General features: G+C 74.7%; 23 protein-coding genes. 1 reads left to right on the top strand and 22 read right to left on the bottom strand.

What is annotated here, in order from left to right:
* Positions 1–20: 20 nt before the first annotated feature.
* From BMY88_RS14085 to BMY88_RS14070, 4 genes are read right to left on the bottom strand one after another with little or no spacing between them, the layout of a single operon-like run.
* Complete coding sequence (locus BMY88_RS14085) at positions 21–1,292, bottom strand: zinc-binding metallopeptidase family protein (protein WP_091944422.1); 1,272 nt, start codon at positions 1,290–1,292, stop codon at positions 21–23.
* 8 nt (positions 1,293–1,300) lie between these two features.
* Complete coding sequence (locus BMY88_RS14080; protein WP_091944419.1) at positions 1,301–2,506, bottom strand: Dabb family protein; 1,206 nt, start codon at positions 2,504–2,506, stop codon at positions 1,301–1,303.
* A 10-nt stretch (positions 2,507–2,516) separates the two neighbouring features.
* Entirely contained in the window at positions 2,517–3,044 is a 528-nt protein-coding gene (locus BMY88_RS14075) for an aromatic-ring-hydroxylating dioxygenase subunit beta (RefSeq protein WP_091944416.1), read from the bottom strand.
* The gene (locus tag BMY88_RS14070; protein ID WP_091944413.1) at positions 3,041–4,474 is read right to left on the bottom strand and encodes an aromatic ring-hydroxylating oxygenase subunit alpha; all 1,434 of its coding nucleotides are present in this window, start codon (positions 4,472–4,474) and stop codon (positions 3,041–3,043) included. The genes BMY88_RS14075 and BMY88_RS14070 overlap by 4 nt, the downstream gene beginning before the upstream one ends.
* A gap of 272 nt (positions 4,475–4,746) precedes the next feature.
* On the opposite strand from BMY88_RS14070, the gene BMY88_RS14065 reads away from it, so the two are divergent.
* Positions 4,747–5,532: an IclR family transcriptional regulator gene (locus BMY88_RS14065; protein WP_091944410.1), complete on the top strand. Its 786-nt coding sequence runs from the start codon at positions 4,747–4,749 to the stop codon at positions 5,530–5,532.
* Positions 5,533–5,585: 53 nt separating this feature from the next.
* On the opposite strand, the gene BMY88_RS14060 is transcribed toward BMY88_RS14065, so the two are convergent.
* From BMY88_RS14060 to BMY88_RS13975, 18 genes are all read right to left on the bottom strand, one after another.
* On the bottom strand, positions 5,586–5,993 hold the full coding sequence (locus tag BMY88_RS14060) for an AraC family ligand binding domain-containing protein (RefSeq protein ID WP_091944407.1): 408 nt from the start codon (positions 5,991–5,993) through the stop codon (positions 5,586–5,588).
* Positions 5,993–6,781, bottom strand: coding sequence for an aldolase/citrate lyase family protein (locus BMY88_RS14055; protein WP_091944403.1), 789 nt, complete (start codon positions 6,779–6,781; stop codon positions 5,993–5,995). The genes BMY88_RS14060 and BMY88_RS14055 overlap by 1 nt, the downstream gene beginning before the upstream one ends.
* A gap of 52 nt (positions 6,782–6,833) precedes the next feature.
* Positions 6,834–8,018 carry a hypothetical protein gene (locus BMY88_RS14050; RefSeq protein ID WP_091944400.1) on the bottom strand — a complete coding sequence of 395 codons (1,185 nt, stop codon included), beginning with the start codon at positions 8,016–8,018 and terminating at the stop codon, positions 6,834–6,836.
* Positions 8,019–8,064: 46 nt separating this feature from the next.
* A complete protein-coding gene (locus tag BMY88_RS14045; protein WP_091944397.1) occupies positions 8,065–8,937 on the bottom strand; it encodes a fumarylacetoacetate hydrolase family protein in 873 nt (290 codons plus the stop codon).
* Between the two features lie 80 nt (positions 8,938–9,017).
* A complete protein-coding gene (locus BMY88_RS14040; RefSeq protein WP_091944394.1) occupies positions 9,018–9,905 on the bottom strand; it encodes an aldo/keto reductase in 888 nt (295 codons plus the stop codon).
* Positions 9,906–10,193: 288 nt separating this feature from the next.
* A complete protein-coding gene (locus BMY88_RS14035) occupies positions 10,194–10,661 on the bottom strand; it encodes a VOC family protein (protein ID WP_211435652.1) in 468 nt (155 codons plus the stop codon).
* 29 nt (positions 10,662–10,690) lie between these two features.
* Positions 10,691–12,103: an amidohydrolase family protein gene (locus BMY88_RS14030; protein WP_091944391.1), complete on the bottom strand. Its 1,413-nt coding sequence runs from the start codon at positions 12,101–12,103 to the stop codon at positions 10,691–10,693.
* Positions 12,104–12,105: 2 nt separating this feature from the next.
* Positions 12,106–13,194 (bottom strand): class I SAM-dependent methyltransferase, encoded by a 1,089-nt coding sequence (locus BMY88_RS14025; RefSeq protein ID WP_091944388.1) that lies wholly within the window; start codon positions 13,192–13,194, stop codon positions 12,106–12,108.
* The gene (locus tag BMY88_RS14020) at positions 13,191–14,237 is read right to left on the bottom strand and encodes a zinc-binding dehydrogenase (protein WP_211435651.1); all 1,047 of its coding nucleotides are present in this window, start codon (positions 14,235–14,237) and stop codon (positions 13,191–13,193) included. Before BMY88_RS14020 ends, BMY88_RS14025 begins: the two co-directional genes overlap by 4 nt.
* A 180-nt stretch (positions 14,238–14,417) precedes the next feature.
* Positions 14,418–14,807 (bottom strand): nuclear transport factor 2 family protein, encoded by a 390-nt coding sequence (locus BMY88_RS14015; protein ID WP_091944384.1) that lies wholly within the window; start codon positions 14,805–14,807, stop codon positions 14,418–14,420.
* Positions 14,808–14,820: 13 nt separating this feature from the next.
* Entirely contained in the window at positions 14,821–15,279 is a 459-nt protein-coding gene (locus BMY88_RS14010; protein WP_091944381.1) for a VOC family protein, read from the bottom strand.
* Positions 15,280–15,343: 64 nt separating this feature from the next.
* On the bottom strand, positions 15,344–16,252 hold the full coding sequence (locus BMY88_RS14005; protein ID WP_091944378.1) for an ABC transporter permease: 909 nt from the start codon (positions 16,250–16,252) through the stop codon (positions 15,344–15,346).
* Positions 16,252–17,454 (bottom strand): ABC transporter permease, encoded by a 1,203-nt coding sequence (locus BMY88_RS14000; protein ID WP_091944375.1) that lies wholly within the window; start codon positions 17,452–17,454, stop codon positions 16,252–16,254. Before BMY88_RS14000 ends, BMY88_RS14005 begins: the two co-directional genes overlap by 1 nt.
* Complete coding sequence (locus BMY88_RS13995; RefSeq protein WP_091944372.1) at positions 17,451–19,079, bottom strand: ABC transporter ATP-binding protein; 1,629 nt, start codon at positions 19,077–19,079, stop codon at positions 17,451–17,453. The genes BMY88_RS14000 and BMY88_RS13995 overlap by 4 nt, the downstream gene beginning before the upstream one ends.
* Positions 19,080–19,082: 3 nt before the next feature.
* The gene (locus BMY88_RS13990) at positions 19,083–20,174 is read right to left on the bottom strand and encodes a BMP family lipoprotein (protein WP_091944369.1); all 1,092 of its coding nucleotides are present in this window, start codon (positions 20,172–20,174) and stop codon (positions 19,083–19,085) included.
* An 83-nt stretch (positions 20,175–20,257) separates the two neighbouring features.
* Complete coding sequence (locus BMY88_RS13985) at positions 20,258–20,932, bottom strand: flavin reductase family protein (RefSeq protein WP_091944366.1); 675 nt, start codon at positions 20,930–20,932, stop codon at positions 20,258–20,260.
* Positions 20,929–22,329 (bottom strand): amidohydrolase family protein, encoded by a 1,401-nt coding sequence (locus tag BMY88_RS13980; protein ID WP_211435650.1) that lies wholly within the window; start codon positions 22,327–22,329, stop codon positions 20,929–20,931. The genes BMY88_RS13985 and BMY88_RS13980 overlap by 4 nt, the downstream gene beginning before the upstream one ends.
* Positions 22,326–23,354 carry a zinc-binding dehydrogenase gene (locus BMY88_RS13975; RefSeq protein WP_211435649.1) on the bottom strand — a complete coding sequence of 343 codons (1,029 nt, stop codon included), beginning with the start codon at positions 23,352–23,354 and terminating at the stop codon, positions 22,326–22,328. Before BMY88_RS13975 ends, BMY88_RS13980 begins: the two co-directional genes overlap by 4 nt.
* Positions 23,355–23,405 lie beyond the last annotated feature (51 nt).

Genomic DNA, 23,405 nt, shown 5'->3' with positions numbered 1-23,405 from the left:
CGGACCCAGGGAAAAGCCTCCTATGCCTGCGGGGTGGCGAGGGTGACCGCGACGTCGGCGTAGAGGGCGGCGAACGAGCGCAGGTCGGCCAGCGACAGCCGGTCGCGGCGCGGATCGGCGGGGTCCGGCGAGGCCGCCGGGCCGCAGCGGGCGGTGTCCAGGCCCGCCGCCCGGAAGACGACGCCGTCGGTCGAGCCCGTCCAGCTCTCGACGGCGACCGGCGGCTCGGGCCGGTGCCGCCGCCACGCGGCCTCCGCGGCGCGCACGACGGGCGCGTCGGCCGGCGTGACCCCGGCCGGGTGCAGCGGCTCGGCCACCACCTCGACGGCGCAGCCGGCCAGGGGCGTTCGCGCCAGGTCCGCGCGCACCGCCGCGGCGAGCTCACCGGCGAGGGCGGCCAGGTCGTCACCGGGCACCGTGACCGCGTACAGCCGCAGGACGAGGGTCGCGGGCAGCAGGTCCGGCTTGTCCGGCCGCCCCCCGGACAGCGCCCCGAGGCCCAGCTCGCCGCCGAGACCGTCGGGCCGGCCACCGCGGGCCGTGCGGAACGCCACCCGCCACCGGCCGACCGCCTCGAGCACCGTTCCCGCGTGCACGAGCACCCCGCCGATCGGATCGGCCGACGCCGGGGCCAGCGCGGCCCCCATCCGGCCGGTGACCGTGAGCTCCAGGTAGCCCGCACCCGGCTCGGCGCGCAGCACCGCGGCCGGACCTCCCTTGGCCACGAGGACGGCGTCCGGGCGCGGCTGGGTGGCCAGGTGGGCCAGCGCGCCGGCGCCGGAGGAGGGGCGCACCGGGCCGGCGGGTACGGCGGAGGGGAGGGCGCTGCGGTGCGTGCCGGAGCCGGCGAGCAGCAGCTGCAGCGGCCGGTGCGGGACGCCGGCCAGCCGCTCGGCGGCCAGCGCGATCCCCGCCAGCGCCGCCGCGGCCGGTCCGCGGGCCACGCCGAGCCCGGGCCCGCTCACCTCGTCCCCGTCGATGTGCAGCGGCCCCGGATCGTCGGACCGGCCCGTGATCGGCGCGTCGTCCGCGGGCAGCCCGGACAGCGATGTGTCCAGGTGAGTGGCCAGCAGCAGCGCCGGGGCGCCGTCCCCCGGCACGGTGACGACCACGTTGGCCCCGGCCTCCCCCACGGGCGTGACGGACCAGTCCAGGCCCGGGAGCGCCGCGCGACCCCAGGCCGCGAGCGCCTCGGCGGCCGGCCGCTCGGCGCCGTGCGGGGCCGGAGTCGCCGCGAGCACGCCGAGGGCGGCGAGGACCAGGTCCCCGCCGCCACCCGCGGACGTCGGCACGCCGGGGGTCAGAAACGGCCCCAGTCGTCGCTCGCCGGCCGCCACACGTCGATGTTGCGCGGGTCGGCGGTCATCTTCCGGGCGCGGTGGGTCTCGTGCTCCTCGGGCGTGAACACCCGGTGCCGGTCGCACAGCTCGTAGCGCGGCCCGAACCTCGGGTCGTGCATGTAGAACGCGATCGACGTCGAGGCCGAGTGGTTGACCATGTCCGACACGATCGGCCGGTCCTTGTACAGCGCCCGCGCCCGCATCCGCATGACGTGGTCGAGGCTCTTCATCGCGAAGCAGAGGTGGCCGACGAAGGAGCCCTCCCCGCGGCTGCGCGAGATGGCCAGGCTGTGGTGGTAGCGGTCCTCGCAGCGGAAGAACGTCGTCGACCCGACCACGTGGTCGCTCGGGATGAAGCCCAGCACGCCCTGGTAGAAGGCGACCATCTCCTCGTACCGCTCGGTGATGAGGAACGGGTGCACGAGGTCGACCGGGCGGAGCTCGACGTGCGGCGGCTCGGCGTACTCGTGGAACTCGGTGAACAGCTCCACGACCAGCCCGTCGGGGTCGCGCACGGCGAAGCCCTCGTCGCACAGGCTCCGCTGGCGCTCCTCGAGCTCCAGCACCTCGAGGCCGGCGTCGACGACCCGCTTCTGCAGCCGGCCCAGCACCTCGGCGTCCTCCACGCTGTAGCCGACCGCCACGGTGTGCCCGACCTCGCGGTGCGGCGCGGCGATGAGCTCGACGCAGTGGTGCTCGATGTCCGACCGCAGGTAGGCGCGGTCGGCGGTGTGCTGCTCGAGCTGCAGGCCCACGTGGTAGACGAGGAACTCGATCGTCTCCTCGAGGTCGGGCACCTCGATGCGCGCGTACTCCAGGCCGAAGGGGCCGTGCTGGCGGGCGGGCTGCGGCATGGGGTCTCCTGCGCTGGGCGTGTACTCGTAGCTGACGATGGCCCGTTCGGCGACGACGGGGCGCCAGACCTCGGCGACGAAGCGCTCGTGCCGTTCGCTGGACAGGTAGGCGGCGAGCTCCGCCTCGGTGTCGAATTCGACGGAGAACGCGTGCGTGAACCGGTCGTCGCGGGTGCTGCGGTTCTCCCCCGACGACCAGCGCTGCATCGCCGGGTAGTGGGCGGGGAACGTGTCGAGCTCCGCGAGCAGGGCGTCGACCGTCGTGCGGTCGACCTCGGGCCGGAACCGGAACGCCACGGTGTGCCGGATCATCGGGGACCTCTCACAGGATGAAGGAGAGCCGGGCGCCGGCCTCGAGCTGCTCCAGCGCGAGCTCCGCGCGGCGCAGCCGGAAGCGCAGCCCGTCGTCGGTCACCTGGAGGCGGTGGACGTAGCGGCCGGGAAAGGCGTTGGTCCGGCCGTCGCGGGCCCGGTGCACGATGAAGTTCGCCGTGACGGCGAGCTCGTCGCCCTCGCGCTCCAGCAGGCGCACGTTGGCGATCATCCGGTGCACCAGGGACGGCGGGTTCTCCGCGTGCGCCTTGCGGCTGCGCAGCCGCTTCACCCGGGCGCGGAGCAGGTCCCAGTCGTCGCAGACGAAGTAGCCGCCCTGGCTGGCCGGGGTGGCGCCGGCGTCGGTGGTCGGCACCTCGTAGCGGCCGCCCTCGACGAACAGCGCCAGCCACTCGTCGTAGCGCTGGCGGTCCAGCAGCGCGGCCTCGGCGAAGAGGAAGTCCTCGACCTCGGCGCGGGTCACCGCGCGGTCGGAGCCGCGCACCGCGGCGCCGAGCTCGGCGTCCAGGGCGGTCATCGCGCCGCCACCTCCTCCTGACCCGCGGGGGTCTCGGTGCCGGCCAGGATCTCGTCGAGCCCGTGCGGGCGGCTGCTCGGCAGCGGGGTGGGCTCGGGCCGCGGCGGCGGGGGCGTGCCGATGTCCACCGGCCCGCCGGCGCCGACCGAGCGCACCCAGTGCCGCCAGAAGCCGCGCATGGCGCCCTCGTCGGTGGAGCGGCCGCGCTCGCCGGCGGCGTCGGCGGCCATCCCGCGGGACATGTCGCTGTAGTCCAGCTCGGCGCGGCCGTTCCCGGCGGTGGCCTCGATGCCGCGCTGCACGGCCTCGTAGGCCTCGATGTCGTCCGGCGTGGCCAGGCCGCCGGGGCCGACGAAGCTGACCATCGTGCGCATCCGCAGGTCGCGGACGGCGGGGTCCTCGCCGCGGGGGGCCAGCTGCCAGGCCCGGACGTCGGTGTTGCCCGGAGCGACCGGCTCCAGCTGACGGAGCGACAGGCCCTCGAGGTCGAACAGCAGCAGGTTGGGGAACACGAACAGGATGTGGCTCTCGTCGGCCACCAGGTGCGCGCGCTCGGAGCCCAGTCGCAGCTCCATCTCGCGGCGGTGCTCGGCGGTGCGGACCCGCTCGTCCTCGCCGAAGCGCGGCTCCCACAGCATGCTGATCCGCCCGCCGTGGCCGGTGAGGATGAGCAGCGAGTGGCCGTTGCCGAGGTTGTAGGCGTACTGGTCGTCGTCGGTGACGGCGAAGCCGCTCTCGCGCAGGTAGCCCACGAACGTGTTGTGCGTCGGGGAGAAGTGGTAGCCGTCCATCGCGTTCTCGACGGCGAGCTTCCAGTTGCCGCGCACGCTGTAGAGCTGCGTGCCGGGCAGGACCTCCATGCCGGCGACGTGCTGCTCGCCGATCATGCGGATGTAGTCGGCGGCGGCCCCGAGGTGGTCCAGCAGCGGGGGGACGTCGTCGGTGAAGGAGACGAAGACGAAGCCCTCGAACACCTCCAGCCGCGCGACCTCGCGCAGCCGCATGCTGGCCTTGTACTCCTCGTCGGCGTAGGCGGAGGGGTCCGGGATGGCGGCCACCTCGCCCGTGTTGTGGAACGCCCACGCGTGGTAGAAGCAGTTGAAGTGCTTGCTGGAGCCCTGCGTCTCGCGGCAGAGGACCGTTCCGCGGTGCGGGCAGCTGTTGAGGAACGCGTGCAGCTCGCCGGTGGAGTCGCGGGTGAAGATCAGCGGGCGGCCGCCCAGCGCGCGGACCTTGTAGTCGTTCGGGTTCGGCAGCTCGGTCTCGTGCCCGAGGTAGAGCCAGGTCCGGTCCCAGATCCGCGAGCGCTCCGCGGCGAACAGGGCGTCGTCGCGGTACGCGCGGCGATGCACGCGGAAGGCGAGGCGCTCCCAGTCCTGGACCACCAGCGGCGCGGCGTCCGGGTCGGGGGAGAGGCTGGGCGACGTCACGGTGACTCCCGTCTGCCCCGCCGGAGCGGAGGCTGCACGACGACTACGCGGTAACTCGGGTGAAACACATGCGAGACGGTGTCTCGCATCGCGGTATCGAGCATGTGCTCCCGCGCCGCGCGTGTCAACCGCCCGACCGCCCGCGGTAGTGCGGCGTCGCCCACGTCGCCCACCGTTGACCGTTCCTGTCTCGGAGGTCAGGATGCTGTCTCACGTCGGGAGACGGGCACGCCGTCCCCACCTCTGTTCCCACGCCTCCGAGGAGCACGCCCGTGTCCGAGCCTGCCAGCCGCCCGGCACGCGACGGCGACGCCGCTGCCCCCACGATCCAGACGGTGCAGCGGGCCGCGCTCATCCTCGACGCCTTCACCCCGGCCAAGCCCTACCTCAGCCTCAACGAGATCACCCAGCGCCTCGGCGCCAGCAAGGCCACCGCGCACCGCTACACCAAGGCCCTGCGCGCGGCGAAGCTGCTGCGCTACGACGAGCGGTCGGCGCTGTTCTCCCTCGGCCCGCAGGTGCTCACGCTCGGGGCCGCCGCACGTGCCGGCCTGCCCATCGTCAGCGCCGCCGAGCCGTTCATGGAGCGGCTGGTGCACCAGGTCGACGAGACCGTCGTGCTCTCGGTGTGGGACGGCGAGTCCCCGATCGTGGTGCGCTCGGTCGACAACACCGACCGGGTGATCCGGATCAGCGTCCGGGTGGGCTCGCGCCTGGACCCGGTGCAGTCGGCGCAGGGCCGGGTCTTCTGCGCCTGGCTGCGGCCCGAGGAGGTCGCCGGTCTGCCCCGGGCGCTCAAGCGCGACCCCGGGCTGCGCGCCGAGATCGAGGCCGTGCGCGCGGCAGGGGTCTCGGTGAACGTGCCGGCGGTGAACGGCGTGCGCACGCTGGCCGCCCCCGTGTTCCAGGGGCCGGCCCTGGTCGGGGCGGTGGGCATCGTCGGGACGACGGCCTCGATCGACCCCGACGTGCACAGCCCCATGGCGGCCGCGCTCGTGCAGACGGCCAAGGAGATCTCCGCCCACCTCGGCACCGAGGCCCCGACGCCCGCCGGCTGACCGGCCCCCGCTCCCCGCAGGCCTGCGGCGGGCACCTGCTGCGGGCCGGAAACTCAGGCTCCGGCGGGTCCGGCGGTCATCCAGGCGAGCGCGGAGGCGAAGTCCGCCCGCGGTGGCACGAAGAAGTCGATGTTCACGCAGGGGCCCTCGAGCGGCTCCACGAAGTGCTCGACGCCCGCCGGCACCAGCAGGAACGAGCCCGCCCGCATGCGGTGCGGCGTGCCGCCCACGTGGTAGTCGCACACCCCCGCGGAGATGTGCACGAGCTGGTCGAAGGCGGCGTGGGAGTGCGGGTTCAGCGTCATGCCGACGTCCAGGCTGTGCCAGGCGACCATGATCTCGTCGGTGCTGTAGACCTTGCGCCGCACGCCCGGCCGGACGGTCTCGGCCGGGATGTCGTCCCAGTTCACCACCCGCCCGTAGAGAGCGGGGTTGCGCGACGGGGTGGGCTCGCTGCTCATCACGACTCCGGGGACGGCGAGGGGGACGGCGACGGGGCGGCGGCGCGCAGCGCGGCGCCGAGGAACTGGAGGTCGGAGCCGACCACGAGGTAGCGGGACGACCCCAGGCCCAGCCCGTCGGCGGCGTCCGGGCGGGGCGCCCAGCCACCGAAGGCGACACCGGCCCCGCGGGCCGCCGCTGCCACCGCGTCGACCTCCGCCCGGATCGCGGCGGCGTCGGCCGGGTCCAGCCCGAGCGCCACGGTGAGGTCGGTGGTGCCCACGAAGGCGACGTCCAGCCCGCTGACGACGCGCTCCAGCGGGTCGGCGGTCCGGCACTCGATCTGGCCGACCAGGAGCGGCGGCGCGGCCCGCTCGGCGTCCAGGTAGCCGGTCAGGCCGGCGGCGCCGTACCCGGCACCGGCGTGGGCCAGGCTCACCGAGCGCCGCCCGACCGGCCCGTAGGCGACGGCGGCCTGCAACTGCTCGCGCTGCGCGACCGACGACAGCATCGACAGCTGGATCCCGACGGCGCCGGCCTCGAGGACCCGGTTGACCAGCGGCGCGTCCACCTGCGCGAGCCGGACGAGCGCGGGCAGGCCGAGCGCGTCGGCGTACCGCAGCAGGTCGATCGCGTCGCCGTCGGTGAGCGCGGAGTGCTCCAGGTCGACCACGACGAAGTCGAAGCCGGCCGCGGCGGCCAGCGCCAGCACGTCGGGGGACGGCAGCTTGACGAAGACCCCCGTGAGCCGCTCGCCGGAGGCGAGCGCGGCACGCAGCCGCGATCTCACCGCATGGACGTCGCTCACGTGGGCCTCCGTCGGTCGCTGCTTCTGGGCCCCTCCCGCGGGAGGGGGTCGGTCAGGCGCCGAGCCCCCGCCACGGCACGATGTCCACCGGCGCGCCCGCGTGCAGCACGGTCACCGGCTCGTAGCGCGGGGCGACGATCGAGTTGCCCGCGGCGTCGGGCAGCAGCTGCTCGCCGACCTCCTCGACCACCGTGACGTGGGCGGGGTTGCCGACCGTCAGGGCACCGTAGCCCTCGTCGGCGATGCCGAGCAGGCGGGCCGGGTCGATGGTGGCGCGCTTGATGATCTCCGGCAGCGGCGCCCCGAGGGCGACCAGCTTCGAGAGGCTGGTGAGCAGGTCGAAGACGGGCCCGCGCCAGTTGCGGCCGCTCGTGTCGGAGGAGGCGATGTCGGGGAGGAAGCCCTCCGCGATCGCCGGCCGGGCGACGTCGAAGCTGAGGTTGCTCTTGCCGTGCGCGGAGTCGAACAGCACACCGCGGGCGCGGGCCTCGGCGACGGCCGGCTGGACCTTGCCGTCGACCAGGATGTTGTAGGGCTTGCCCGTGTAGCAGTGGGCGATGATGTCGCCCGGCCGCAGGTAGGGCAGGACCTCGGTCAGCGGCTCGGGGGTCTCGCCGATGTGCACCATCAGCGGCAGGCCGGCCTGCTCGCCGATCGCCAGGGACTTCTCCAGCAGCGTGCGCCACTGGTCGGACGGGACGACGTCCTCCGACAGCCGGATCTTGAAGCCCTTGACGATCTCCGGGTTCTCCTCGGCGACCTGCAGCGCGTCCTCTGCCACCAGGGTGTCGGGGTTGAGGAGCTCGCCGAAGCGGAAGTCGATGAGGCCGAGCACCGAGACGTTGAGGAAGCTGAGGATCCGCATCCCGCTGGGCTCGACGACGAACTTCTTGAACGCGGCGAAGGTCGAGGCCCCGGCCGTGCCCGCGTCCGCGGCGGCGACCACGCCGCGGCGCAGGTGCGCCTCGACCGGGTTGGCGCCGACCTTCGAGACGTGCTCGAAGATGTGGGTGTGGCCCTCGACCAGGCCGGGCAGCACGAGCCGGCCGGTGCAGTCGATGCGCTCGGTCGCCGGGCCCTCGATCGAGGGGGCGACCGCGCTGATCCGGCCGTCGGTGACGGCGACGTCGTAGCGGCCGTCGATGCCGTTGGCGGGGTCGAGGACCCGCCCACCGGTCAGGACCAGGTCGTGGACGGCGCTCGCGGCGTCCGAGCGGGTGTCGGCGGGTGCGGACATGCGATGGGCTCCGGGGGGCTCGGGGACGGCGGGATCGGGTGGCGCGTCAGTGCGCCGGGAGGGCGTCCGCCCGCGCGACCGGGGCGACCGGCGTGGCGGCGGACGAGACGGTGGTGGTCAGCGGCGCGACACCGTCGACCTCGACGGTGACGACGTCGCCGGGCACGAGGTAGCGGCCGCGGTCCTGGCCGGTGCCAGCGGGCGTGCCGCTGAGGAACACGTCCCCGGGCTCGAGGGCGGCGTACCAGGAGATGCGGGCGAGCAGTTCGGGGATCGACCAGATCATGTCGGCGCTGCTGTCGTCCTGGTGGACGACGCCGTTGACCGAGCCGCGGACCCCGATCGAGCCGGCGTCGGCGAGCGTGCGCGCGTCCAGCACGGACGCGCCGAGCGGGGTGCAGCCCGGGAAGCTCTTGGCCAGCGCCGGGGTGCCCGTGGCCTTCATGACGTCGCGCGCGGTCAGGTCGTTGCCGGCGGTGACGCCGGCGACGGCGGCCCACGCCTCGCGCTCGCTCGCGCGGTACAGCCGACGGCCGAGGACGACGGCGATCTCGGCCTCGGCGTCGAGCTGGTCGGTCACCCCCGACGGGTGTGGCAGCAGCCCGTTCGGACCGGCCACCGAGGAGGCCGCGGAGACGTACAGGATCGGCTCAGCGGGGATCTCGCGGCCGGTCGCGCGCGCCTTGGAGCGGTAGTTCAGCCCGACGCCCCAGACCGTCCCGGGCGCCGGCAGCGGCGGCAGGGCGGTGGCCAGGGCCTCGGCCACGGGGACCCGGCGGAGGACCGTCGCGGTGGACGCCGCGGCCAGCGACCCGGTGTCGGCGACGAGCGCCCCGACGTCGCGGTGGGGCAGGTCGAGGACGGCGACCTCGTCGCCCTCGCGGCGCCCCAGGCCCCACGGCGTCGCGAGCAGGTCCATGGCAGCGATCCTTCGATGCGAGACGCCGTCTTGTCAAGCAATACGAGACGACGTTTCATCCAGCGAGACGGGCGGCGCCCTCAGTGGGCGAAGGTGACCGGCCGGGAGGGGGCCGCCGGGGCCCCGGTGATCCGCGCGAGATGCTCGGGGGCGAGCTCCAGGCCGGCCGCGGCGGCGCTGTCGCGGATGGACTCCGGCCGGCTGGACCCGGGGATCACCACGACGGCCGGCGATCGCGCCAGCAGCCAGGCCAGGGCCACCCGCTGGGGCGAGACGCCGAGCTCGGCGGCCACCGACCGGTTGGCCACCGCCCGCGGCCCGTCGCCCCCGACCCCGGCCAGCGGCGTGTACGGCAGGAACGCGAGCCCGAGCTCGTCGGCCCGCCGGAGCATCGCCTCGCCCCAGCGGTCCTCGACGGAGTACGGGTTCTGCACGCTGACCAGCCGGTCGCCCAGCACCTCCGCGGCCGTGTCCAGCTTCGCCACGTCCACGTTGCTCACGCCGACCGCGCGCACGATCCCGGCGTCGACGAGCTCGCCGAGGGCGCCCACCGACTCCGCGTACGGCACCGAGGGGTCGGGCCAGTGCAGCTGGTAGAGCCCGATCGCCTCCACCCCGAGCGCCCGCGCACTGGCCCGGGCGGCGGCGTGCAGGTGCTCGGGCGTGCCCCGGAAGTCCCAGCCGCCGCCCGGGCGCACGAGGCCGCCCTTGGTCGCGACCACGACGTCGTCCGCGCTCCCGGACCAGGCCCGCACCGCCGCGGCCACGAGCCGCTCGTTGTGGCCGATCTCGGTGTCGTCGAGGCAGTAGACGTCCGCGGTGTCGATCAGCGTCACCCCGGCGTCGAGCGCGGCGTGCACGGTCGCGGTCGCCCGCTCCGGATCGGGCCGGTCCGGCGAGCTCGAGAGGTGCATGGCGCCCAGGCCGACCGCACCGACCTGCTGGGATCCGATCCGACGAGTGTTCATGCGTCTCAACTTACGAGATGTCATCCCGTTCTGTGAACCGCTGGCGAGGCGCCCCGGCGCTCCGGCCGGCACATCCGGGCCGCGGCGTCCGGGCGCGTGCGTTGCCGGTGGTCCTCGCGCGTTGCCGGTCCTGCAGCACCCGCGACCCACGAGTTCGACCCGCGACGAGGCGTGGGAGGGCCGGCGGCCCAGCTCGACCCGCAACCGGTGCCCGGGCACGCCGGCGGCCCCGCTCGCCGCACGGGCGGGCGGGGTCGCCGGGCAGGCGGGGTCGCCGGTCGGGCCGGATCAGCCCCAGAGCTGCTGGATGGTCGCGAAGACCTTCTGGTTGTGGGAGAACTCCAGGACGTTGCCGTCGGGGTCCAGGACGGCGCAGATGTAGCCGATGTGCTCGGCCATCTGCGTCGGCTCCCACTGCAGCCGGCCGAGCTCCCGGGCCTTCGCGGCCACGTCGTCGACGTCCGAGCGGTTGGGCAGCTCGATCCCGATGTGCGCCCAGGGCGAGAACGTCGGGTCGGGCTTGCCGTCGACGATGCCGAAGCGGGCGCCGACCTCCGGGACGAACTCGCCGAGCACCAGCACGAACGGCGTCTGCACCTGCCCGGGGTTGGACAGCCAGGCGCTGCGGCCGCTCTCGTCGGCGTTCTGCTGGACCAGCACCAGCGGGGTGACGGACGTGTAGAACTCGATGGACCGGTCGATGTCGCGCACGGGGATGGCGACGTGGGTCCAGCGGGCCTCGGTCAGGGTGGACAAGGGTTCCTCCTCGGGGTGGGTGGGGGCGGTCAGTAGGTGGGCCACTTGGCCCGGTCGGGCAGGCCGGACCGGGCGACGACGCCCTCGCCGGCGGCCTGGGCGCGGCGCAGCAGGTCGTCCTCGTCGATCGTGGTGCAGCGGTAGTCCTCGACCACCCGCCGGCCACCGACGAAGACCGTGTGCACGCCGCGGCCGTCGGCGGACCAGACCAGCTGGTTGGCGACGTTGTGCAGCGGCCGCCACTCCGGCCGGTGGGTGTCGTGCAGCACCAGGTCGGCCTGCTTGCCGACCTCCAGGGAGCCGAGCTGGTCCTCGGCCTGGAGCGCCTTGGCGCCACTGCGGGTGGCCATGGCGAACGCGTCCTCGGCCGGGAAGATCGTCGCGTCCCGGCGGGCGTCCTTGAACAGGCCGGCCACGAGGTAGGTGGCCCGCATGAGGTCGTGGTAGTTCGACGCGTTGTTGCCGTCGGTGCCGATCGCCACGTTGACGCCGGCGGCCACCATCTCGGGGAACTTGCCGATCTGGGTGACGCCGTAGGAGACCTTCAGCGCCGTCGTCGGGCAGTGCGAGATCGAGGTGCCCGTCCGGGCCAGGGCGGCGATCTCGGCGTCGTCCACGTGCACGGCGTGGGTGAGGCACAGGTTCGGCCCCAGGACGCCGATCTCGTCGAGGTGGACCATCGGCCGCTGACCGAAGGTGGCGAGGAAGCCCTCGGGGTCCATGGGGGCCGGCGACATGTGCGCGCTCATCCCCGTGCCGCGCTCGGCCGACATCCGCTTGGCCGTCCGCCACAGCTCGTCGCTGCACGTGGTGTGCCCGATGACGATGGGCCACGCCTGCACCCGCCCGTCGGCGGCCGATCCGTAGTGGTCCATCGCGTAGGTCATCCGCCCGACGGCCTCGGCGGTCGTCATCCGCAGGGCCTCGGGCTCGGGCACGAGGTCCCAGGCCCAGGGGCCGACGCGCGCGCGGATGCCGATCTCGCCGAGCGCGTCGACGACGGGGTCGATGAACCGGACGGTGCCCGCCTCGAGGAAGGCCGTCGTCCCGGACTTGAGCATCTCCAGCGCGGCCAGCTGCGCGGAGATGTGCTCGTCCTCCTCGGAGTAGAAGGTGTGGATCGGCGTCAGCCACTCGAACACGTTCTCCAGGAACGGCGTGTCGTCGGGCACGAAGCCACGGGTCAGCGGCTCCCCGGTGATGTGCACGTGGGTGTTGATCAGGCCGGGGGTCACGACGAAGCGCTCGCCGGCCACGACGTCGTCGCTGGTCCAGCGGGCGGCGAGGTCGGCGGACTGCCCGACGTCCACGATCACGCCGTCGCGGACGGCGATCCCGCCGTCGCGGAACACCCGCCGCTCGTCGTCCATCGTCACGACGTGGGCGCCGAGCAGGAGCGTGTCGCAGCGCTCGCGGCTCGCCGGGGTGCGGTCCTCGGTCATGGTCACCTCTGGGTCTCGGTCGCGGTGGGCGGGACGGGGCGGATCAGGAAGACGGACTGGCGGGGGACCGGCTGCAGGACGTCGGTCAGCCGGGCGCCGCCGTCCCCGGCCCACGCCCGCAGGTCGGCGACGGTGACGCCGGAGCCGTCCGTGGCGGCGGCCATCGTCAGCGAGAGCAGCAGCTCGTGCCGGGCCCCCGCGAGGACGGCGCTCCGGTCGGGATCGGGCGCCGCGGCGGGGTCCGGGCGCGGGTAGTCGGCCACGACGACGACGCCGCCCGGGGCGAGCAGGTCGAGCGCGCGCAGCAGCAGCCGGCGGGCCCGCTCGGCCGGCTCGGCGCGGAGCACGTGCGCCAGGACGACGACGTCGGCCGCCCCGGCGGGCAGGTCCACCTCGAGGTAGTCGCCCGCGAGGAGGGACACCCGGGGGTCCAGGCCGGCCTCCGCGACCGTGTCGCGGGCGACCGGCAGGACGCCCGGCAGGTCCACGCCGACCGCAGTGGCCCCGGGCCGGTCCGCCAGCAGCGCGGCCAGCCAGGCCCCCGAACCGCAGCCCAGGTCGACGACGCGGGGGGCGGCCGGCCACAGTTCCCGCCCGGCCAGGGCGGCCGCCACTCCGGCGGCGACGGCCCGCTGGGTCGGCGCGGTGGCCCGGACCAGGTCCGGGTATCCGGCGGCCAGCTCGGCGCGGGTGCCGGCCGGAACGGCTCCGGTGCGGACGGTCGCCGCGAGCTGCTGCCAGCCCGACCACGGACCGGGCGAGAGCCGGCCGAGTGCCGCCATCGACGCCGGCGAGTCCGACACCAGGAAGTGCTCGGCCACCGGCGTCAGCGCGACCGCCCGCCCGTCCCCGGTGAGCAGCCCCAGCGACACGAGCACCTCGGCGAGCAGCTCGACCGCGCCGGCGTCGGACGCCGAGACCGCGGCGGCGAGCTCCTCGGGCGCCAGCCCGGGCTGCCCGGCCGCCGCGAGCGCGTCGAACAGCCCGAGCTCCAGTGCGGCGGAAAGGGCGCCGAAGGCGGCCAGACCGTTGACGACGTCCCAGACCGGGCCGGGCCCGGCCGGGGGCGCACCCGTGGGCGGGCCGCTCACGGCCGCAGCACGATCTTGCCGGTGGCCCGCCGCGACTCCATGTGCCGCTGCGCGTCGGCGGCCTCGGCCAGGGCGAACTCGCTGTCCACCGGCGTGCTGAACCCCGAGCTCCAGTAGCGGTCGAGCATCGGCCCGAACTCGCGCCGGTCGTAGGGGTCCGAGCCGAGGAAGCGCAGCCCGAAGTGGTAGGCGTAGACCAGGTCGAACGACGTCCGGTCGCCGGTGGTGTTGCCGAGGAAGACCATCCGCCCGCGCGGCGCCATGCTGTAGACCGACGCGTCCCAGACCGCGGGCCCGACGTGGTCGACGACGAGGTCGACCCCGCGGCCGTCGGTGAAGCCGCGGGCGGCGCCGACGAGGTCGGTGCGCGAGGTGTCGACCACCAGGTCGGCGCCGAGGCCCTCGGCGTAGGCGACCTTCTCCGCGGTGCTGACGCTCGCGACGACCCGCGCCCCGGCCGCCTTGGCCAGCTGGATCGCCGCCGTGCTCACCCCGCTGGCGCCGGCGTGCACCAGCACGGTCTCCCCGGCCGCCACGGCCGCGACCTCCACGAGGGCGTGCCAGGCCGTCATCCACACCGTCGGCACGATCGCCGCCTCGACCAGGTCGACGCCGTCGGGGACGAGGTGCACGTTCGCGGCCGGGACGACGACGTACTCGGCGTAGCCGCCGGCCACGTTGCCGCCGACCACGCGCGCCGTGGCGCAGAGCCCGTCGGCGCCGCTGCGGCAGGCCGGGCAGTCGTCGCAGGGGACGGCGGGGTTGACCACCACCCGCGCCCCCGTCCGGGCCGCGGGGTGCCGGGCCGGATCGACGTCCGGTCCGACCGCCTCGACCGTGCCGGCGACGTCCATGCCGGCCACGTGCGGCAGCTCGAACCCGGGGATCAGGGCCGGCCCGCGGCGCTGGAGGACGTCGAGGTGGTTGAGCCCGCAGGCGGCGACGGCGACGAGGACCTCGCCGGGCCCGGGCTCGGGGACGTCGGAGCGGGCGGCCTCGAGGACGCCGGCGTCGCCGTGGACGCGGTACAGGATGCTCAGCACTGGATGCTCCCGGGGGTGTGGACCGATGTGTGGTCCGACCGGGCGCTCCCTGGTTCCGTGGCACGCCCGATCGGCATGCAACGGCGGGATCCAGCGGGCGTCGTCGCCGCGCTCCCCCGTCCGGGCCTGTTGCCAGCCCGGGCGGGTCGTAGGGAAGGAACCAGGTCGGCCCCGAGGGCGTCAATCCCCCGGCGCGTCCACGGCAGCGGTCTGGGCGGCCACGACCTCGCCGTCCCAGTAGTCGGCGCGCGCGGCGACCAGGCCGTCGCGCACGCGGAAGCGGAAGACGCCGCGGACGTCGACGGGGACCGCAGGCGCACCGTCGCGCTGCATCCGCGCGGTCATGCGGTACGCCACCGCGGCCCGGTCCCCGTCGACCAGCAGGTCCTCGACCTCGTAGCGCAGGCCGGCGAACGCCGCCAGGAAGCCGGGCAGCCGCTCCCGGTAGGCGGCGCGGCCCGTCAGGCTCCGCCCTCGGGCACTGGTGTGCTCGTTGACGAAGTCCTCGGTCACGCAGGCCGCGATCGCGTCCGGCTCCCCCGTGTTCAGCGCGGCGAGGAACGCCTCCACGGCCGCGCGGGTGTCACTCAGCGCCGCCCCACTTTCCGCGCACGAGCTCGTACACCTTCTGGTTGTGCGAGATCTCGATGACGTTGCCGTCGGGGTCGTTGAGCGCGCAGATGTAGCCGACGACGCCGGGCATGTCCTTCGGCTCCCACTGCAGGTTCCCGGCCTCGCGGGCCTTGGCCGCGATCGCGTCGACGTCCTCGCGGTTCGGGACCTCGATGCCCAGGTGCGCGAAGGGCTTGAGCAGCCCCAGCTGCTCGCCCTTCGTGGAGTTGAACGACACGAGGACCAGCACGAAGGGCGAGTCGGCCTGCTTGTCGTTGGACAGCCAGGCGCTCTCGCCGGCCTCGTCGGCGAACCGCTCGACGACCACCAGCGGGGTCAGCGACGTGTAGAACTCGATCGACGCGTCCAGGTTTCCGCAGGGCAGCGCCACGTGCGTCCAGCGGGCCTCGGTCAGTCGGGTCTCGGTCACGGGTTCCTCTCCTCGTTCGCACCCGGCACCACGGTGGACCGGGCGGGTGGCTCCGCGGGGGCGGTCACACGAGCCCCCGCTCGAAGGGCTTGCTCAGCGCCCGGGGCTCGCGTTGCGACTTCGCCATGAGCACCATCACCGCCAGGGCGAGCAGGTAGGGGGCGGCCACGAGCAGCTGCGGGTTGAGCTCCACCCCCAGGGAGGGCAGCGCGAGCCGGAGGGCGTCGGCGGCCCCGAAGAGGAAGCAGCCGAGCAGGGTGCCCTTGAGCCGCCAGGCCCCGAAGATCACCGCCGCGATGACGATGAAGCCGCGGCCGGCGGTCATGTTGGTGTTGAACGATCCGACGAGGCCGACGGACAGGTAGGCCCCGCCCAGGCCCGACATGAGGCCGCACCACAGGACCGCCTGCCGGCGGCGCAGGTTGACCTTGATGCCGCTGACGTCGGCGGCCTGCGGGTTCTCGCCCACGGCCCGTAGCTCCAGCCCCCACCGGGTGCGGTTGACCAGGAACCAGGTCAGCGGGACGACGAGCAGGAGCAGGTAGAACGGCCACCGCTGCTCGAACACCACCCCGATCATCGGGATGTCCGCCAGGACGGGTATTCGCACCTGGCTCACCTGGCTGCGGGAGAACTCGGCGGTCTGCAGCAGGAAGCTGGTCAGGCCGAGGACGAGGGTGTTGATGACCAGCCCCACCACGAAGGTGTTGATCTGGATCCGGTGCGACAGGTTGGCGTGCACCAGGGCCACGAGCAGGCCGACCAGCGCGCCGGCGAACAGGCCGACCGTCGGGCTGCCGGTCGCGCTGCCGACGGCCACGGCGCCGAACGCGCCGGACAGCATCATCCCCTCGACCGAGATGTTGAGCGTGCCCGCCCGCTCGGCCAGGTACTCGCCACAGGCCGCGAAGGCCAGCGGGGCGGTGAGGCGCAGGGCGCTGGCGAGCACCGTCCCGCCGTCGTCGAGCCACATCAGACCTGCACCTCTTCCTTGGCGGGCGCGGCGGCGGTCGGCCGGGCGGGGGTGTCCGCGACGGGGGCGCGGTTGCGCAGCCGTCGCGCCCAGAGCGTGGACAGGACGGGCGGGACGACGAAGGCGAGGACCAGCAGCGCCTGGACGACGTCCACCAGGTAGTCCGGCACGCCCGTGGCGGCCAGGTAGCTGGAGCCCGAGCGCAGGGCGCCGAACAGCACGGCCACCGGCAGCGCCAGCCCGGGGCGGCTGCGGGCCACCAGGGCGACCAGCAGGCCGTCCCAGCCGAAGTTGTTGGAGATCGCAGGTTGGAGGCGGAAGACCGTGCCGAGCAGGATCACGCCGCCGGCCAGCCCGGCGAAGGCGCCCGACAGGACCAGGGCGGACCCGCCCAGACGGGAGGCGCGCACACCGGCGTGCCGGGCGGCCATGGGGTTGAGGCCGAGCATGGTCAGCCGGAAGCCCCATCGGCTGCGGGCCAGGAGCACGGCGAGGACGACGGTGGCGACGACGGCCACGATGACCCCGACGCCGATCGTGAGGTCCGGGTACTGACCGAAGCTCGCCAGCCGCAGGTAGTCGGGCACGGCGTCGGACTGCGGCCGCGCCGGGCCGCTGCCCATCCCCTCCTCCTGGAGCAGGGAGGGGCTGTTGACCGCGAACTGCACGACCTGGGCGGCGATGAAGGTCAGCAGCAGCGTGGTCACGACGACGTTCGTGCCGCGGGTGTAGTACATCGCCGCGCTGATCCCCGACCAGGCGCCTCCGCCGAACGCCGCGGCGACGAGGGCGACGGTGATGACGATCCAGCCCGGGCCCTGCAGACGCAGCGCCACGAAGCAGCCGACCATCGCGCCGATGAGCAGCTGGCCCTCCTGGCCGATGTTGAACACCCCGGCCCGGTTGGCGATGCACGCGCCGAGCGCGACGAGCAACAGCGGTGCCGCGTTGACCAGCGTCTGCGACCATCCGGCGGTGTCGGCGACGCTGCCGGTGAACAGGGCGTCGACGACCTCGACCGGCGACCCGTCGGCGAAGGTCACGAGGAGGGCGGCCAGGCCGACGGCGACCGCCACGCACAGGACGGTGATGCCGGCCGTCCGCCAGGCGTCGGCGCTCGGGCGGCGCAGCCCGACGCTGCCGACGATGTAGCCGGCGAGCGGCCGGCGCGGGGTGCCGGCCGGTCCGGAGACGGTGGTCATGCCGCCTCGCCTCCGACCAGCATGCCCAGGCGCTGCGGGGAGGCGTCCGCGACGTCGAGGACGCCGGTGATCCGGCCCGACGAGATGACGGCGATGCGGCTGGCCAAGGCCATGACCTCCTCCAGTTCGGTCGAGATGAGCAGGACGGCGACGCCCGAGGCCGCGGCCTCGCGCAGCCGGGCGTACATGTCCTCGATGGCGCCGACGTCCAGGCCGTGGGTGGGCTGGGCAGCGACCAGGACGACGGGGTTGGCGGAGAGCTCGCGGGCCAGGACGACCCGCTGCTGGTTGCCGCCCGAGAGGGTGCGCAGCGGCGCGTCGACCGACGGCGTCCGGATGGCGAACCGTTCCACCAGCTCCTCGGCCTGGGCGCGGATCTGCGCGCGGCGCATGAGCAGCCGCCCGCTGAAGCGGCGGAGGTCGGTCATGACGAGGTTGTCGGCCACGCTCATGTCGAGGACGACGCCGGAGCGGTGCCGGTCCTCGGGGATCACCCCGACCCCCGCGTGGTGCAGGGCGCCGGGGCGGTCCAGGGACACCGGGCGGCCGTCGACGCGGACCTCCCCGGCGTCGGGGGCCATCAGGCCGGAGAGCAGGTCCCCGAGCGTGGCCTGGCCGTTCCCCTCCACGCCGTACAGCGCGACGATCTCGCCGGTCGCCACCTCGAGGTCGAGGTGGTCGAGCAGGGTCCGGCCGTCGGGGCCGGCGACGCACAGCCCGTGCAGGGCGAGGGCCGCTGTGCCCGGCACGTCGGCGGACGCCTCGGGGGCGGGCGGCTCGGCCGGGACGGCGCCCAGGCCTCCGGCGAGCACCGGGGTGAGGTGCTTGGCCGGGTCGTCGGTGACCACGAGCCCGAGCGCGGCGCCCTCGGCCCGCAGGCTCACGTCGCGGCCGACCATCTGGCGGGCCAGTTCGGGCGCGGAGGTGTCGGCGGTACGGCAGTGGAAGGCGAGCCGGCCGCGCCGCAGCACCGACACCACGTCGGTGGCGGCGGTGATCTCGGCGAGCTTGTGGCTGATGAGGATGACGCCGCGGCCCTCCGCGGCGACCGCGGTGCGCAGCACCTCGAACAGGGCCGCGGACTCGGCGATGGTCAGCACCGAGGTCGGCTCGTCGAGGACGAGCACCTTCGGGTCCCGCCGCAGCGCCTTGATGAGCTCGACCCGCTGCCGCTCCCCGGCCGACAGCCGCTCCACCGTGGCGGTGGGGTCGACCGCCAGCCCGTAGCGCGCGCCGACGGCCTCGACGTCGGCGCAGATGGTGTTCCGGTCGACGCGGCCGGGCTCCCCGAGGGCCACGTTCTCCCACACGGTGAGCGGCTCGATGAGGCTGAAGTGCTGGTGCACCATGCCCAGCCCGAGCTCGGCGGCCTGCAGCGGGGTGTGCACCTCCACCCGGGCGCCGTCCCGGAGGATCTCGCCGGCGTCGGCGTGGACGAGCCCCAGGAGGACCTTCATCAGCGTCGACTTGCCGGCGCCGTTCTCCCCGAGCAGGCCGTGCACCTCACCGCGCTGGACGGTGAGGTCCACGGCGTCGCAGGCCACGACCGGCCCGTACCGCTTGCTGATGCCCCGCAGCTCGAGTGCGGGGGCGGGCCCGTCGGTACGGGCACGGTCGTGGCTCATGCGTCAGCTCCCCAGGCGCTCGACCTCGGCGGTGGGGTCGATCGTGCCGTCCCCGACCGAGGCGATGAAGTCCGCCAGCTGCTGCTCGTGCTCGGCGGTGGCGCCGCTGTCCTCGCAGAACTGGACGGTCGGCAGCGGGTCGACGCCCATCCGCCAGATGCGCGTCTCGCCGCCGACCAGCTCGCCCGCGGCGAAGTCCTCCAGAGCCGCGGCGAAGTACTCGCCCGGGTCGAAGATCACCGAGATCGCGTACCCGTCGCCGCAACGGTCGGTGCCCGGCGTCAGGACGGGGATGCCGGCCTCGAAGCCGAGCTCGGCCGCAGCGTCCGTCGCGCCACCCAGGTACGGGTAGAGACCGCCGATGCCCTGACCGATCTGGGCCTGCGTGGCCTCCACGGCCAGGCCCGAGTCGTCGAAGTCACCGGTGTAGGTGGTGACGACCTCGGCCTCGGGGATGAGCTGCCGGACGCCGGCCTGGAACGACTGCGCGGCGATGATGCTGAAGTCCAGCTCAGGGCCGGTGACGAAGCCCGCCGTCGTCGCACCGCTGTCCTGCATGAGCAGGCCCAGCGCGTAACCGGCGGCCAGCAGCGACTCCGACGCCGAGTCCTGCGAGAGGACGACGTTGTCGGCCAGCTCGTAGCCCTCGGTCTGCGACGGCAGGTACCAGATGGTGTCCGCGCAGACGTCCTCCTCGGCCGCCGGCAGGGCGTCGGCGAGCTCGGAGGCGGCCAGCGCGACCATGTCGACGCCCTGCCGGCACATGTTGCGCGCCTGCTCGAGGGCGTCGGCCGGGTTGATGGAGCCGACCTGGATCAGCTCCCAGCCGTCCTGCTGGTCGACGAACTCCTGCGCCTTGACGACGAAGGACTCGTAGTAGCCGTTGTCGTTCAGGTCGCCGGGGCTGAGGACGCCGATCGTGACGTCGCCGTCGCCGTTGACGTCCGGCTGCTCGCCGGAGGAGCTTCCGCCGCCGGAGGAACCGCCGTCGGAGCCTCCGTCCGAGTCGTCGGCGTTGTCGCCGCACGCGCTCAGCGCGACGACCGCGACGGCCGCCAGTGCTGCCGTGCGCCGCAGTGGCCTGATGGATGACATGTGCTGCCTCCCGGGGGGTTCTGGGGTGGAGCGGACGGTTGTCGGTGCTGTGGAGCCGGTGGTGCGGATGCTGCGCGACCGGCTCAGCCGGTGCTCTCGACCAGGTCGGCGTACGGGACGCGAACCTGTTCGAAGACGGCGTCGCCGGTGGCGGCGACGAAATAGGGGAAGCCCATGCGGCCGATGGCCTCCACCCGCGTGGGGTCGATGCGGGCCTCGCCGCCACCCGTGCCGCCGGAGGCGAGGAGGTCCTCCGAGACGCGGATGTTCACGACCTCGGCCAACACGATGTGCACGCCCGAGAAGCAGGACGCCGGGTCGCCCCGGTCGATCGTCTCCAGTACCCGGCACTCGAGGTGCGCGGGGCTCTCGGCCAGCGACGGCGCGGCGATGACCTCCGACGGGCGGGTGGTCCAGCCGACGAGCGCGGCCTCGTCCACGCCCGCCGGGTACTCGCGGCCGACGGTCTCGATGTGGTCGGCCATGGCCGTCGTGGTCAGGTTGACCACGAACTCGCCGGTGGCCTCGAGGTTCACCCAGGTGTCCTTGGGCTCCGGGGTGGCCTCGCGGACGGTGCCGACGGTGACCGCGATCGTGGGCGGCTGGCCGCAGACCGGCATGAAGTAGCTGAACGGCGCGACGTTGAGGCCGGCCGGCCCGATGGTGGTGATCATGGCGATCGGCCGCGGCACGACCAGCTGGGAGAGCAGGCCCTGCAGCTGCGCCGGTGACCGGCCGCCGAGGTCGATGGTCTTCACGCGGGCGCGCCTCCCGGAACGGGGGCCGGCCGGACCGGCCAGCTGGGGGTGGGGTCGATGCCGGCCCGGCGCAGCAGCGCGGTCCGCCGTCCGGCGGCCTCCTCGCGCAGCGCGGGCAGGTCGACCGTGGTGACGCGGCCGGCGCGGACGACGACACGGCCGTCGACGACGACGTCGCGGACCGTGCCGCTGGGGGCGCCCCACACCAGGTGCAGGGCCAGGTCGCCGCGCGGCGTCCAGGCGGGGGCCGTGCCGTCGTAGACGACCAGGTCCGCCCGCTTCCCCACCTCGATCGAGCCGACGACGTTCCCGAGGCCCAGTGCCTCCGCGCCGGCGCACGTGGCGGCGGCGAACGCGTCCGCGGCGGTGAGCGGCGGCGAGCCGCGGCCGGTGTCGCGGGAGATGCCGGCCAGCAGCCAGGCGGCGCGCAGCACGTCCGGGGTGTCCCCGGCGTTGTGCGCGTCGCAGCCGAGCGCCAGCCGGCCGCCCGCGCGGAGGAACTCTGCGTGCCGCGAGGCGGCGGCGTAGCCCTGGCCGAGCCGCATGTAGGCGGCGGGGCAGACCGCGACGGCCGTCCGCGTCTCCAGCAGCGCGGCCAGCTCGTCGTCGTCGAGGTGGACGGCGTGCCCGAGCACCAGGCGCGGCCCGAGGACGCCGAGGTCGGCCAGGTGGGTGACCGGGCGCTTCCCGCTGCGGGCGGCGTAGGCCACCCCGTCGTCCGCGCTGGGCGACAGGTGCCAGGTGACCTGGGTACCGGCCCGCTCGGCGAGCTCCGCGGCGCCGGCGAAGAGCTCGTCGCTGGCGAGGTCGTGGCCGACGAGGGTGACCCAGGCGCCGACCACGCCGCCGGGGGGGAGGTCGGCGAGCAGCTGCTCCTGCCGCGCCAGGACCTCGGCCGCGGGGGCGGACCAGGGCAGGCCGGGGGCGTCCCAGCCCCACGTGCCGACCCGGCCGCGGATCCCGGCCGCGGCCAGGCCGCGCGCGACGGACAGCGGGTGGGCCACGGTGCCGGGCTCGGCGATCGTGGTGACGCCGTTGACCAGCGCCTCGACGGCGGTGAGCGTCGCCGACACCTCGTCGTCGCCCGGCTCGTGCCCGGCGTGGACCGGCACGGCCCAGTCGAAGATCGCCTGCTGGGAGTCGATGTCGTCGGGGATCGTGCTGCGGATCAGCGGGTCGCCGGTGGTGTGCTGGTGGGCGTCGACGAGGCCGGGGGTGACCACGCAGCCCGCCGCGTCGATCTCCGCGGCGCCGGGGTGGGCGGCGCGCAGTTCCGCCGCGGGCCCCAGGGCGACGATCGCGCCGTCCCGGACGGCGACGGTGGTGCGCTCCAGGACCGCCCGGTCGGGGCCCATGGTCACGAGGTCGCCGTCGACGACCAGCAGCGTCGCGGTCACGGGATCACCAGCACCCGGCCGACGGTGCTCCGCTCGCAGAGCAGGTCCTGGGCGGCGCCGGCGTCGGCGAGCGGGAACGTGCCGGCGACCAGGGCCGTGCCGCCGTCGGCGAACAGTTGCAGCGCCGCGGCCATGTCGCTGGCCAGGTAGCCGCCGGCGCCGAGCAGCTCCAGGCCCCGGTGGAAGGCGTCGGAGAGGGAGAAGGAGACCTCGTCACCGGTGGTGTTGCCCAGGAAGACCAGGCGGCCGCCGATGCGCAGGGCCGCCATGGAGGTCGCCCAGGTGGCCGGGCCGAGGTACTCGAGGACGACGTCGACCCCGCGACCGGCGGTGACGTCGGCGACGAGGGCGGCCACGGCGTCGGGGGCGGCGACGTGCTCCACGCCCACCTTCGCCAGCGCGGCGGCCTTCTCCGGGCTGCCGACGGTGGCGACGACGTGGGCGCCGACCCGCTGGGCGATCTGCACCGCGGCCAGGCCCACCGAGCCGGCGGCGCCGTGCACCAGCAGCGTCTCCCCCGCGCGGAGCCGGCCCACGGTGACCACCGCGTGGAAGGCGGTGGCCCACGGGGTGGGCAGGCAGGCGGCGTCGGTCAGGTCGACGGCGTCGGGGACGACGTGCGCGGCCGAGGCGGGCGCCACGACGTACTCCGCGAGGCCGCCGTCGATCGTCGCGCCGAGGATCCGCAGGTTCGGGCAGTGGCCGCCGCGACCCTCGTGGCAGAGCGGGCAGGCGCCGCAGGGGACACTGGGGTCGAGGAGGACGCGGGCGCCGACCGGCACCGGGGAGTCCGCGCCGGCGGCCTCGACGACGCCCGCGACGTCCATCCCGGCGACGTGCGGCAGCTCGAGACCGGGCAGGCGCACGACCCCGCGGCGCTGCAGGACGTCGAGCTGGTTGAGGCCGCAGGCCACGACCCGGACCAGCACGTCGGCCGGGCCGGGGACGGGAACCGGGACGTCGGTGAGGCGCAGCACGTCGGGGCCGCCGAAGCCGGTCTGGACCATCGCTCGCACCTGCGCCACACCTCCTCGAGGACCTCGTTGCCGTCTCGCATCGTGATTCGGTGGATCGCG

The organism is Trujillonella endophytica (assembly GCF_900110555.1).
Taxonomy (GTDB): domain Bacteria; phylum Actinomycetota; class Actinomycetes; order Mycobacteriales; family Geodermatophilaceae; genus Trujillonella; species Trujillonella endophytica.
This window is presented reverse-complemented; position numbering and strand designations above follow the sequence as displayed.

Coding starts and splice junctions, on each gene's coding strand:
- BMY88_RS14080 (WP_091944419.1), bottom strand. CDS start 2,506: ATGATCCGGCACACCGTGGCGTTCCGGTTCCGGCCCGAGGTCGACCGC.
- BMY88_RS14075 (WP_091944416.1), bottom strand. CDS start 3,044: ATGACCGCCCTGGACGCCGAGCTCGGCGCCGCGGTGCGCGGCTCCGAC.
- BMY88_RS14060 (WP_091944407.1), bottom strand. CDS start 5,993: ATGAGCAGCGAGCCCACCCCGTCGCGCAACCCCGCTCTCTACGGGCGG.
- BMY88_RS14050 (WP_091944400.1), bottom strand. CDS start 8,018: ATGTCCGCACCCGCCGACACCCGCTCGGACGCCGCGAGCGCCGTCCAC.
- BMY88_RS14045 (WP_091944397.1), bottom strand. CDS start 8,937: ATGGACCTGCTCGCGACGCCGTGGGGCCTGGGGCGCCGCGAGGGCGAC.
- BMY88_RS14040 (WP_091944394.1), bottom strand. CDS start 9,905: ATGAACACTCGTCGGATCGGATCCCAGCAGGTCGGTGCGGTCGGCCTG.
- BMY88_RS14030 (WP_091944391.1), bottom strand. CDS start 12,103: ATGACCGAGGACCGCACCCCGGCGAGCCGCGAGCGCTGCGACACGCTC.
- BMY88_RS14005 (WP_091944378.1), bottom strand. CDS start 16,252: ATGTGGCTCGACGACGGCGGGACGGTGCTCGCCAGCGCCCTGCGCCTC.
- BMY88_RS14000 (WP_091944375.1), bottom strand. CDS start 17,454: ATGACCACCGTCTCCGGACCGGCCGGCACCCCGCGCCGGCCGCTCGCC.
- BMY88_RS13995 (WP_091944372.1), bottom strand. CDS start 19,079: ATGAGCCACGACCGTGCCCGTACCGACGGGCCCGCCCCCGCACTCGAG.
- BMY88_RS13990 (WP_091944369.1), bottom strand. CDS start 20,174: ATGTCATCCATCAGGCCACTGCGGCGCACGGCAGCACTGGCGGCCGTC.